The organism is Paenibacillus zanthoxyli JH29, from assembly GCF_000520715.1.
Taxonomy (GTDB): Bacteria; Bacillota; Bacilli; order Paenibacillales; family Paenibacillaceae; genus Paenibacillus_AQ; species Paenibacillus_AQ zanthoxyli.
In genome coordinates this window covers 1-12,557 of the sequence record NZ_ASSD01000098.1, presented here as the reverse complement: position 1 = coordinate 12,557, position 12,557 = coordinate 1, and the positions used below count along the sequence as shown (strand labels likewise).

9 protein-coding genes and 1 riboswitch are annotated in these 12,557 nt (G+C 52.9%); all 9 genes read right to left on the bottom strand.

What is annotated here, in order from left to right:
• Positions 1–101: 101 nt before the first annotated feature.
• A complete protein-coding gene (locus L691_RS0103870) occupies positions 102–557 on the bottom strand; it encodes a Dps family protein (RefSeq protein ID WP_025688887.1) in 456 nt (151 codons plus the stop codon).
• Positions 558–781: 224 nt separating this feature from the next.
• A complete protein-coding gene (locus L691_RS27760; protein ID WP_084653802.1) occupies positions 782–3,457 on the bottom strand; it encodes a discoidin domain-containing protein in 2,676 nt (891 codons plus the stop codon).
• A gap of 48 nt (positions 3,458–3,505) precedes the next feature.
• Complete coding sequence (locus L691_RS0103860) at positions 3,506–5,002, bottom strand: glycosyl hydrolase (protein WP_025688884.1); 1,497 nt, start codon at positions 5,000–5,002, stop codon at positions 3,506–3,508.
• Between the two features lie 202 nt (positions 5,003–5,204).
• Positions 5,205–6,947, bottom strand: a complete 1,743-nt coding sequence (locus L691_RS0103855) for a glycosyl hydrolase (RefSeq protein ID WP_232229087.1) — start codon at positions 6,945–6,947, stop codon at positions 5,205–5,207.
• Between the two features lie 13 nt (positions 6,948–6,960).
• Positions 6,961–7,042: riboswitch (cyclic di-GMP riboswitch) on the bottom strand.
• Positions 7,043–7,198: 156 nt separating this feature from the next.
• A complete protein-coding gene (locus tag L691_RS0103850; RefSeq protein WP_025688882.1) occupies positions 7,199–8,572 on the bottom strand; it encodes a sugar phosphate nucleotidyltransferase in 1,374 nt (457 codons plus the stop codon).
• 86 nt (positions 8,573–8,658) lie between these two features.
• Positions 8,659–9,999: a UDP-glucose dehydrogenase family protein gene (locus tag L691_RS0103845; RefSeq protein ID WP_025688881.1), complete on the bottom strand. Its 1,341-nt coding sequence runs from the start codon at positions 9,997–9,999 to the stop codon at positions 8,659–8,661.
• A 4-nt stretch (positions 10,000–10,003) separates the two neighbouring features.
• Positions 10,004–11,104: a glycosyltransferase gene (locus L691_RS0103840; RefSeq protein WP_025688880.1), complete on the bottom strand. Its 1,101-nt coding sequence runs from the start codon at positions 11,102–11,104 to the stop codon at positions 10,004–10,006.
• Positions 11,105–11,197: 93 nt separating this feature from the next.
• On the bottom strand, positions 11,198–12,337 hold the full coding sequence (locus L691_RS0103835) for a glycosyltransferase family 4 protein (RefSeq protein WP_025688879.1): 1,140 nt from the start codon (positions 12,335–12,337) through the stop codon (positions 11,198–11,200).
• Positions 12,303–12,557 (bottom strand): glycosyltransferase (locus L691_RS32475; RefSeq protein ID WP_036735161.1); only part of this gene is annotated, 255 nt, incomplete at its 5' end. The genes L691_RS0103835 and L691_RS32475, both read right to left, overlap by 35 nt.

Genomic DNA, 12,557 nt, shown 5'->3' with positions numbered 1-12,557 from the left:
CGGCCGGTTCCAGTCAGAATCTGACTGGAACCGGCCGTTTGCGCGCTCCTAAATCGCGGTCGTATGTGGACAACCGCCCGGCGCGCAGCCGTTGCCGTTTCTTATGCGAGGTAAGCGTTCAGCATCCAAATATGCTTCTCGACACTCGCTCTGATACCGATGAACAGATCTCCTGTCGGTTGATCGCCGAACGCTTCAGCCAGTGTAATGCCGGCGCTCAGTTCTTGCGCGATAGTCGTGTAATCCTTCACCAGAGCCGCCACCATTTCCTTGGCGCTCTCGCCGCCTTTCGCTTCCTCCAGGCTGGACAGAGCCAAATATTCTTTCATCGTGGAAGCCGGTTTGCCGCCGATCGCCAGCAGACGCTCCGCCACAGTATCCACATATTCAGCAGCTTCGTCATAATACTCTTCGAATTGGCTGTGAAGCGTGAAGAAATCCGTTCCGGTAACAAACCAGTGGTAATGATGAAGCTTAATTCCCAGCAGTGTCCAGTTAGCAGTTTGACGATTCAATGTGGCATGCAGTTCGGTTTGAGTTTTCAGATCAGTACTCATGATTCATTCCTCCCGGTTTTAAATATTAAATATTTAGACTTATTCTAAATCTATATATAGATTATCATATCTCTTGCGATTTTGCAATGCTTTCACCTGTATATAATTGGTGCATATCTTATCATACTTATCGGAACAGCAGCTATTATTTCTGTCACAATCATTCATATAAAATACGAAAGAACCCTCTTCATAGGGTTCTCATTAGGCGTTAACGTCTTGGATTACTCTCTTGAGAATATTTGCAATTCATGGATGGACCAGAAGTTCCCGCCGGCGCCGGTTTGGACGATTCTCACATATCTCGCTTTTCTTTGCGGAAAAGGGTACATGTCGACGTCCTTTCTGCCTCTCCCCGAAGCAACGGGCTCCCAGTTGACCGCATTCTCCGACACGTAGATGGCATAACCTCTTGGATAATCGTAAGGAGAACGCGAAGTATCCATTTGAACCGCTTCGATCCTATGCGAAGTTCCCATATCGATCTGAATGGCTTCGCCGGGAGTCATGTTCACTCCGGTATCCCAACGCGTGCTCGGATCTCCGTCGATCGTGTAGGACAACTTCTTTGGGCTCTGGTTAATATTGTCCGTCGCCTTCCACCCGGTCCTGTCCAGCGGAACAAGACCGGTAGCCGTAATTTGCGCCTTGTCCGATAGCAGGCCCGAGCCCGTTGCCCTTACCGCGTAGGTGTACACCTCTCCTTCTCTTAGCCCCCGGTCGATGTATGATGTGCCGGCAACACCTTTTGCTATGGTTTTCATTTCGCCCCCCGTCCCCGCCGAACGAAACACATCATAGCCGGTTCCGGGCGCTTCCAGCCAGTTGAGCTGTACGGAAGTCCCTCTGGCTGCGGTGGCCGTCAGGCCTCGCGGGGCTTCGTCCGCTACCTCAGAGGATGGCTGCAAAATATACTGAACCGCTTCTCCCGGCGCCAGCGTCTCCGTGAAGGTCAGCTCAGGTCCCGCATTCAGTCCGGTCACGTAGCGGCGCGCCTCTTCATACGTATCGCCGTTTCCAAAGCGTTCTCCCTCGTACGCCGTTTTCTTGGGCAGAGTAACCCTGACGCTGACGGTCTGCTGCGTATCCTCGAAGTTGACGAGGTTAACCAGCACCTTGTTCGAGGCAGCATTCGTTCCCGGCAGCGGGGCCAGCTTGGATGTATCCACAGCCCGGACATACACCAGCTTGTCGGCAAGAGCGCTTTTGTTGAGCAGACGGTAGGTAAGCGGAGCGCCATGGGTGGCGTAAGCCAGGCTCAATCTGCGCATGATGCTGACGCGTGAATCCTCGTTCTCTTTTGTATAATAAATTTCCGTCTTGGCCGGGTTGTGATTTTTCAGATTGACGTTCTTGAATTGGAATAGACTATAGTTGTAGAAAAAAGCGGCGTGCTGCACGAACATATCCGCATAGCCGATATGGGCTCTCATAATCCGGTCAATTACGGCTGACGTCCGCTCCTTCGCCCCGTAACGATAATCGTCCACATGGGTGTCGGAGGTGCCGAACTCTGTAACCAGCATTTTTTTGGGGAGACCGTTGTTCGAACCTTTGAACGTCTTCAGGTTCTCGGTGAAACTGCCGCCGTTCTTAGCAACGTAAGATTCGCCGTAAGAATGCCCATTGGTGAGATCGGTGTCCTGCTCCAGCTCCATCCGCTGCAAGGGATCGCGTTCCCAGCCGTCGGGATCTCCGCACTGCTTGACGCCGCCCCGTTGGCTTTTTTCACAGGAGTCCTCCTTGTACTTCGGCCAGTACGTCCAGCCAGGAGCGACCGTCTGCAGATGGGGCGCAATTTTTTTCCCCTCCTTATTCAGCCATTCGGCTATCGCCAGATTGACGGCTTTGGAGCGATTGAACAACCCTGGCTCATTGTCCACCTCGTAATACTGAATGTAAGAGCCATATTTCTGAAAATATTCGGTCAGCTTCTTCTTCGCGCTATTAGGCAGCGAGCCGTTCGTATTTAGCTTGATGTCCCCGGTGTACAAATACAGCGCAACCGCCTGCATATTGTAATCCTTAAGCACTTTATAGTAATTCTCCAAATCGGAACGGGAAAAGCTCACATCGCTGGCGCCGCCCGTACGCATAATATTGCCGCTGTAGGCCACGCCCAGCCACTTCATAATGTACGGCAGATGAGTGGTCGCGCCTGTATCAAAATAAAACTGCTTGTTGGCGACCATTGTACCCGTAAGCACATAACTGCCGTGAATTGGCTCGGGAATCGGCGAATCCAAAGACAGCAATTTCAGATCATCCCAAGTCCACCATAAATACTGCTCCTCCGCGCTCGACGCATAGAAGGAATGGACCGCCTTCAGCTTAAGCTCGTTGTCACCGACTTGCAGCTGTTCCTTCGGGATATAGAGTTCATATGTTTTGCGGAATTTGTATTCGCTGCCCGTTCCCGCAACGCCCGCGATCTGAATAATCCCCGACAGCTCACTGTTCGAGAATACCGCCATCTGCGGAACCGACTTATAGGCGTTCAGAATGCTTACCTGGAACAGAACCCCGTTCGCCGGGATTTTTTTCAAACGGTAGGATAACCGCAGTTCTGGCATGCTTCTGCCGTCAAGACCGGAGGGCACATTTTTAAGCACGGACGCGCCCGGCTTCGATGAATTTAGGCTGACCGTACTTCTGGCGCTTGAAGAGTCACTCGGCGCGAACTCGCCGGCCGATGCATCGCGGCTGCCAAGCTGCCAGATGATGGCACCCGCGGGGGATGCAGCTGCCGTCTCATACGCGGAGGAGAACTTGCTCATCCCGTTGTCCTGCCTCTCCGTCTCCTCACTACCCAAAAACGATACAGACAGCAAGAATAAGATGGCAAGTCCTGTAAGCTTAAGAAGTATAGATAAAGGCCGGGCTTTTCCTGGTCCTCTCATTCCCTGTCCTCGCTTTCTCTAGATGCCGTGTTTTAGGTCAAAATGATCTCATTTGGGAAGAAACAGCACATTGGGGGGAATGACCTCTTCCTGCCGATCCGGCCCTTTCCAGAACAGCTTGATATCGGCCTTCCCTTTGTTCTCAAAGTACTCCACCTTGATATCGTAACGGGTATTCCCCTTCATCCAAATGCTTCCTTCCCGGGCAACATCGTTCTGCGGTACCCAGTTGTCGATAATGAGCTTCCCGCCGATCCATACCCGCACTCCGTCGTCGGACAACGCCTTAATGGTATAGTTACCCGTGACGGGAGGCTGGATACGGCCTTGCCAGCGTATGGAATAGAAATTTCTCTCCATGCCTTCATCCGGCGGGGCATCGTGCCAGATAAAGTTGAGATTTGCGTCGGTTCTGCTTAAGAGCGGTTTGCCTTTCAGGTCTTTATTGCTAAAATAATCTCCCTTCAGCCCATTTCCGGCGGTTTCAGGCTGCCAATTCGTCATGCGGATAAAATCGTCTTTGGACAACGTATAGTCCGCGCTCATGAAGCTGCTTATTTTCTGCTGGCTGTTGTTCTCGGTCAGCATTTTACCCCAAGTCATCATGTAGACCCACTTGCTCTGGCTCTTGGCAAGCACCTGGGGATCGGGCAGCTCCCCGCTTTCCCCTATGGCGATCGGCTTCCCGTCCGCAAGCGTCAACAGACTGTCATAATAAGTCTGCTGAAAGTCGTTATTATAAATATCTGCCGCCAAAATATCGACTTTATCCGCCCCCGGATAATAAGGCGCATACGCGTCGGCCCATCCGTTAGGGGCATTTGGATTCCATACCCAGAGCAGATTGTTTAATTTATGTTTACTCACATATCGGTCGTACATGATATTCCAGAGAGCAGAAAAATTATTTTTTTTGCCCCACCAGAACCAATCGCCGTTCATTTCATGATACGGGCGCCACAATACGGGAACTCCGGCGGCCTGCAGCTGCTTCAAATATACGGCTGTCCTGTCCAGGTCGGCAATCAGCATGTCATACTGGGCTGTGCCGGGTGTCACATAGGCATCAAAATCGCTCTGGCTTAAACTCCTGGATACATTGGACCAGATTGGAGATGTGCCGGGAAGGTTCTCATGAAATGTCATGGCTACAATACCGCCGCTCTTATACCAATTGATGGCGCTCTTCACTACCGCCTCGCGCTGGCGGTCAATCATGCCGGGCGGCTGGCCGTTAATCGCTCCGAGCTCGTATCCGTGAAGCACGGCATCGCTTCCGGCAGCCTTCTTCAGCTTGCCAGTGAACTCATCGGGGCTTTCCAGATAATCATGCTGGCCGGAGATCAGGCCGTTTCCGCTTAAGTTCACCAGATATTCAAGCAAATTCCGCGATTCGGCTGACGCGGATGGATTAACCGGCGAGACGGTTTTTGAGACTGCCGGGGAGATGTTATCGGTGTTTACCCAGGGCAGTATAGCGGCAAGCAAAATCAAGGGCATAGTCACAACGTACAGCCGATGTTTACGAAATATATTCAATGTCATTTTCCTTTCTTAAGCTGGATTGTCGCCCCCGAATGTTCGTCTTCCGGATGCCGGAAATGACCGCCATTATCCAAAAAGGAGCTTGATAGCTTAGAAGCCCTGCTCAAAAGCAAGCAGGGCTGTCAAGGCTCTAATGAACTGAATTAGGTTATACTTTCAAAATATCGGCGGCCCACACCAGAATATTCGCAAAAAATATATATCAAAGCGATCCGGAAAGATAAAACGCGCTTGCGGGAACGGTTTCCTTAATTTGGCTTGGGCTTTCCCACATCAGACGAGCTTTGGCGCTCCCCGTATTGTCGTAATATTCTACTTTAATGTCGTACAGTTTCCCGGCTTCCAGATCGACTCTTCCCTTCCGCTCTACTCCGTACTGAGCGGACCAGCTAGTAATGACCGCTACCCCGTTGACCCATAACCGAATGCCATCATCCGAACTTGTATAGAAGGAATAGTTCTCGGTGTAGCGAGGCTTGATTTTGCCGCTCCAACGGACGGAAAAATAATCTGGGCCGACAGAGCTATCCGGCGTTCCGGCTCCCCAGTTAAAATCGATGGCCGATTCTTCCCTTACCAGCGCAGGCGTTCCGGAAAGCTGCATATTAGAGAAATATTCGCCGATTAGCCCGTTGCGGGGCTGCGAAGGCTCCGGCGTCCCTGAACCTTCTCCTATCGGCTGATAAATCGGAGTTGGCGCTGGAGCCGTTGTCAGCTCTAGCGTTGGCGTCGGACTCGGCGTTGGTGACGGACTCGGCGTCGGTGTTGGTGTCGGGCTCGGCGTCGGTGTTGGTGTCGGGCTCGGCGTCGGCGACGGACTCGGCGTTGGCGTTGGACTCGGCGTCGGCGTTGGTGTCGGCGTTGGACTTGGCAACGATGCCAACGCCGTAAACGACGTCATTCCCGTGATGATCTCATCGCGTGTTAACGTATACCCGTTGTTCAGAAAGCTCTTAATTGTTGTAGTGCTGTTATTTTCGTACAGCATTTTGCCCCAGGTCATCATAAAGACCCATTTGCTCTGTGATTTGGGCAGCATCGCCGGATCAGGCATTTCGCCGCTCTCGCCAATGGCAATCGGCTTGCCCGCTGCCAGAGTCAACAAGCTGTCATAATAGTACTGATTGAAATCCTTGTTATAAATGTCCGCCGCCAGAATGTCTACCTTATCCGCACCGGGATAGGTCTTGACGTAAGGATCTGCCCAGCTGTTCGGCGCGTTAGGGCTCCATACCCACAGCAGATTATTAAGTTTATGAACATTAACAAAACGGTCATACATAATATTCCACAGAGCGGCAAAATTCTTCTTCTTGCCCCACCAGAACCAATCGCCGTTCATTTCATGGTACGGGCGCCACAGGACAGGCACCCCGGCATCGCGCATGGTTTTCAGCGATACCGCCACTTTGTCGAGCTCTGTGATCAGGCTCTTGTACTGCGCAGTTCCAGGCGTGACATACTTGTCAAAATCGGCCTGGGACAGCGATTTTTGCACGTTCGCCCAGTTATAAGCCGTACCGGGCAGATTCGCATGATACGTCATGGCAACGATGCCGCCGGCCTTATACCACTTGATGGCGCTGCTGACGACATTTTGCCGCAGCCATGTCACGTCGCCGTCCGTTTGCCCGTTAATCGCCCCAAGCTCATATCCATGGAGGGCTGCATACCTGCTGCTCGTTGCTTGAAGCTTGTTGTTGAATTCGTCCGGACTTTCCAGATAATCATGCTGGCCGGTAATAATGCGGGTTCCGGAAATCGAGTACAGATAGCTCAGCAGCTTGACCGCTTTGGGAGAAGCATCAGGGTTGACCGGGCTCCCCGGAGCCTCCGCAGCCGAAGCAATCGCCGGGCTTCCTGTACCCGCGGGCAGAACAAATGTCAGGAGCAGACACAGGGATAGCATAAAAAAGAATAATCGATACATACGGTGATCTTTCAATTTCCATCTCCCTTTCGGTAACCAGGCTTCCTCTTGAAATAAGAGGCCCTATGGCTTTGCGTCCCTACCTCGCGATAGGTTTGCCTTTGTCGTAGTGGAAGGCTTTAACCTTCTACCGTACATATCGACGCTATTTAATTATTCATGAAGTCTATTATGCATAAATCCTTAATAAATAGTCTAAAAGGCCTTTTTAGTAGCTCGCGAGAATGGTTAATTAATAGCTTTGCCTATCCATTTCAAACTTTTTTTCAAGAAATAAACTGCTGCAGTTCAATGTCCTTCCAATCCAGCGTAATGCGGATATTATCCTCTTCCACCAGCTCCGATCCGGTCTGAACCTCGATGAACTCCACATCGGTCAGAGCCAGAATGCTGTGCTTCGTTCCTTCCGGTATGCGCACAACATCTCCCGCTTTTACCTTATGCAATTTTTCATTCAGGATGATGCTGGCTTCCCCGCTGATGAACGTCCAGATTTCACTGCGCTTGAGATGGTACTGGTAGCTGATATTTTTTCCCTCTGCGATAAAAATCCGCTTGGTTAGCACTTCGTTGCTTTCCTGGTATTTGACGTAATCGATCACCTTGTAGTGGCCCCATCGGCGTTCCTCGTACATCGGTCTTTGCTCGGTGCCCTTCAGTACTTCCTTGATACGTGGGCTTTCCGATTTGTGAGTGACGAGAATGCCGTCCGGACTAGCGGCGATAATCAGATCCTGAGCACCGATTACCGTGATCGGAATATCAAGCTCGTTGACAAGGCAGCTTGTCGAGGAATCCTCGGTCAGAACGCCCTTGCCCATTTGGTTGCTCGCCATCTCTTCGGTCAGCGTATTCCAGGTGCCCAGGTCCTTCCAGAATCCGTCGTACGGCTGAACAACGATTTTTTTCTCGCGTTCCACCACCTCATAATCGAAGCTGATCGAAGAGAGCAGCTTGTACTGTTTCTGCAGCTCCTCGTAGGTCAAGGGCAGCCCTTTTTGCTGCAAAATATCAAGCAAGTATCCGAGCCGGAAGGCGAATACCCCGCAGTTCCACAAAGCGCCCTGTCCAATCAGCTCTTCGGCGCGGAGGCGGTCCGGCTTCTCAAGGAAACCGTTCACCGGCATGACTCCATTCTCCCGGGCTTCAGCGCTAGAAGGGATAATGTAGCCATATTTCTCCGAAGGCAGCTCCGGCACGACGCCGATCAGTGCCAGATTTGCGCTGCTGTCGTCTAGCGCCTGCTCCAGCTGCGAAACCGATCCGAAGAAGGAGCCCTCTACATAAGGATCGACCGGCAGAATCGCCACCGTCTCATCCGGCCGAACGCCCTCTACCGAATACAGATAGACGGCCGTGAGCGCAATCGCCGGAAAAGTGTCCCGGCGTTCGGGCTCGATAATAATCTTCACGTCCGTACCCAGCTGACTCTGAATCATTTCCACCTGTCCGCGTCCTGTCGCCAGATACGACGATTCCGCGAGTCCCGCTTCTCCCAGCTGCCGCCATACCCGCTGGACCATCGATTCAGGTTCGCCGAGCGGGCTTTCCAGCACCTTCAGGAACTGTTTCGAACGTGAATCATTGGACAGAGGCCACAGCCGTTTTCCCGAACCGCCAGATAAAAGCACCAATTTCATAAATGTACCCTCCCTAAATGGTCATGATATGGCCGTGAACAACCGAAGCGTAACAAGCGTTGCTTTGCTTTCGTGCAGAAAGGCGGTTATACCGCCCCCGCCACACTCGGAGAATAGCCGCTGAGCCCGCCCATTCGAGGACGTCCTACCGAATAGTATTCCAGCCCGGTACCTTCGATCTGCTCCTTGGAGTATACATTACGGCCGTCGATCAGGATCGGCTTGCGCATGCTCGCGGATACCAGATGCAGATTGATATCCTTGAATACGCCCCAGTCCGTCAGCAGGCAGAGCGCGTCACTGCCGGACGCCGCTTCCTCCGCCACAGCGCACCATTGAATGTTCGGATGGTTGTACTGCTGGCGGAAATTATCCGCGGCGATTGGGTCGTACACCTTCACGTGCGCGCCTTCTGTCACTAGCGCCTCAATGATTTCCCTTGCCGGCGATTCGCGCACGTCGTCCGTATTCGGCTTGAAGGCAAGCCCCCATATGCCGATACTCGTGCCATGCAGGCTTCCAAGCGATTCATGCAGCTTGGCGATGATCATATACCGCTGGCCCTGATTGACTTCCACCACCGATTTGAGCAGTTTGAACTCGTAATCGACATTACCAGCGATCTGAATCAGCGCTTTCGTATCTTTGGGGAAGCAGGAGCCGCCGTAACCGATGCCGGCTTGAAGGAAGGACGAGCCGATCCGCTTGTCCAGACCCATTCCCTCGGCCACCTCGGTCACATCCGCGCCGACCTTTTCGCAAATGTTGGCAATCTCATTGATGAACGAGATCTTCGTCGCCAGAAAAGCATTCGATGCGTATTTGATCATCTCCGCGCTGCGGATATCGGTGACGACAATATTGTCGGTGAATCCTTGATGAAGCTCCCGCATGACAGGCTCCAAGGCCGGATTGTCCAGACCGATAATGATCCGGTCGGGATGCAGCGTATCCTGGATGGCCGAGCCTTCCCTTAAGAATTCCGGCGCTGACACGATATCGAACGGATAACCGGTGTTGGCAGCGATAATCTGACGGATTTTCTCGTTCGTTCCTACGGGAACGGTAGATTTCGTCATAATGATCTTATAGCCCTCCATCGCCCTTCCGACATCTGCCGCCGCGCTTTCAATGTACTGCAAATTCGCTTCGCCGTTCGGAAGAGAAGGTGTTCCTACGGCGAGAATGACGATATCCGAGCGGCGCACCGACTCCTGAATATCGGAGGAGAATTGCAATCTTCCCTGTTTCAGGTTCATTTCAATCAGTGTCTCAATTCCCGGTTCGTAGATTGGCGACTTCATCTGTCTCAGTTTGGCTATCTTGTCCTCATCCTTGTCGACGCAAATGACATGGTTACCCCCAAGTGTGAAGCATACGCCGGATACGAGGCCGACATAGCCGGTGCCGATTACCGCCAGATTCATATCATCATCCTCCTTTTAAAAAGTTGACATACGCCTGTTCGACATACTGCTTGAACTGCACCATAAAAGTCTGTTCATCGAATTTCTGCGCGTGCTTCATAATTTTTCCGACGTCCCATGCATACGATTCCACTTCGGCAATGGCCTGGAGCAGATCCTCGACCTCCTGCCGCTTGAAAAATACGCCGTTAACATAAGGGACAATCGTGTCCAGCGCCCCGCCCGCCTGATAAGCGATAACTGGTCTTCCTGCGGCGTTCGCCTCCAGCGGGGTGATGCCGAAATCCTCTTCCCCGGGAAAAATATACGCCCTGCACTGCGACATCAGCCCGTTGACCTCAGCGTCTTCAAGGCGGCCGAGGAATTTCACATTGCTCCTGGACATTCCTTCCAGCCGTTTCCGGTCAGGGCCGTCGCCGACGATGAGCAGCTTCAGCCCGTTACGGTTGAAGGCTTCCACCGCCAGATCGATCCGCTTGTAGGACACGAGCCTTGAGACGATCAGATAATAATCGCCGATGGAGCTTGAGCTTGTGAACCGGGATGTATTGATGGGCGGGAAGATAACATCGGCATCCCGGTGGTAGTAATTCCGTATCCGGCTCTTGACGACGGATGAGTTGGCCACAAACTGATTCACATTTTTGGAAGTCCGCTGGTCCCACATTTTGAGCTGCTGGATGTAGAGCTTCAGCACTCTTTTGAATAGACCGGAATTCGACTGCCGTTCCATATAGGTGTCATAGTCCCAGGCAAATCTCATCGGGGTGTGGCAGTAGCAGAGATGAAATGTGCGCTTGGGCACCTGAATGCTCTTCATGAACGCGCTGCTGGAACTCAGAACGATATCGAACCCGCGGAAGTCCAGATCGCGAATAGCCATGGGATAAAGCGGCAGCACCCCTTTAAAGTTGTCCTTCACTCCCGGAATTTTTTGCAGCCAGGAGGCCCGGATATCCGCGTCCTTGAGGTTCTCGGTCAGGCGGCTTCCGTTAAAAACCGTCGTGAAGATCGGAGCTTCCGGATACATATGGTGAAAGACCTCCACCACTCTCTCCGCCCCGCCCATTTGGATTAAGTAATCATGCGCTATCGCAATTTTCATGTGAATCATCCTCAACATTTTATGGGGCAATTTTTGTCAAAAGCGGCTGTATTACGGCTGCTTGCTTCACAGCTGTTATCCGCGCCAGCCCCTTCAGGTGCCCGCCAGCAAGCCTCTGTAGTAATCGACGATCTCTTTAACCGTATTTTCGATTACAAAATGTTCCTTTACCCGCTTGATTCCGGCTTCTGCCATTCTCTCCCTCTCCTGGGGATGATCCACCATCCAGTTAATGGCTTCCGTAAGAACCGCCGGGTCGCCCGGCTGAATGAGCAGCCCGGTCTCGCCAGGGACAACGATCTCCACCGGCCCGCCCTCGTTGGAAGCAATCACCGGCAGACCGGCCGCCATCCCCTCGACGATCACCTGGCCGAACGGCTCCGGCGTAATCGAGGTATGCACGAGCAGATCCGCCTGCTGCATCAGTCCTTGAATATCCTCCACATGGCCAAGAAGGGTTACATTCGTCAGCCGCTCCCGCTCAATTGTGGCCAGCAGCTTCTTCTTGTACTCGTCTTCGCCGAAGAGGGCGTCGCCCGCCAGCCAAAATTTGATTCGTCCGTTATCCTGAAGCCTCTTCGCCGCTTCCAGCAAAATATGCTGTCCCTTCCACTCCGCCAGACGCCCTACCAGCAGAACGTTGAAATCTTTCTGCTCCCTCCGTCCGGTCCCGCCGCCAATCGCCTTGGCGAAAGCGGAATAGACGACCAGCGTCTTCTTGGAACGCGGCAGCTCCAGCGCGCTCAGCGTGGACTTCGAGTTGGCGATAACGCCATTGGGAAGCACACGCGAGAGTAGCCGGATGCCTTTCGCGACAACCGGCTTTAGATAAGGCGCGCCAATATGGTCGCGAATATGCCAAATCAGCGGTACGCCGGCCATCTTGGCGGCAACCGTTCCGTACAGCGCAGACTTAAGGGAGTTGGTATGCACGCAGGCTACCCGTTCCTTCTTCAGCAGCGGAGCGAGCTTACGGCCGTAGGCCAGCAGCTTCATGGCAGCGGCCGGCGCGCCCAGATTGACGGTGTTGCGCCCGCGGCTGCGGATGCTCTCGTCGAGCGGAATGATCCGGACGTCAATTCCTTTCTCGCGCAGGCGGTCGGCCAGCGCTCCTTCCTCCGCCAAGATAACGAGCGGATCAACCTGATCCCCGATATGGGTAAGAATGTTGAACAGCGCCACTTCGCCGCCGCTCCATCTAGCCGTGTGATCGATATACGCCACTCTGAGCATTGATTGTCTCCCCCTTCCCCATAACTTCTCTGAATACGGCTTCCACCTGATCCGCGACATGCTCCCAGGTATATTTTTCCAGCACATGCTCCCTGCATTCTTCCCGGCTGGGAAGCAGCCTTCGGTTGCCGAGCATGTGGGAGATCCCTTCAGCCATGTCCGCAGCCGATGCGCTCTTGAACAGCAGCTCCGGCCGGAAATTCTGCAGAATTTCCCGGTT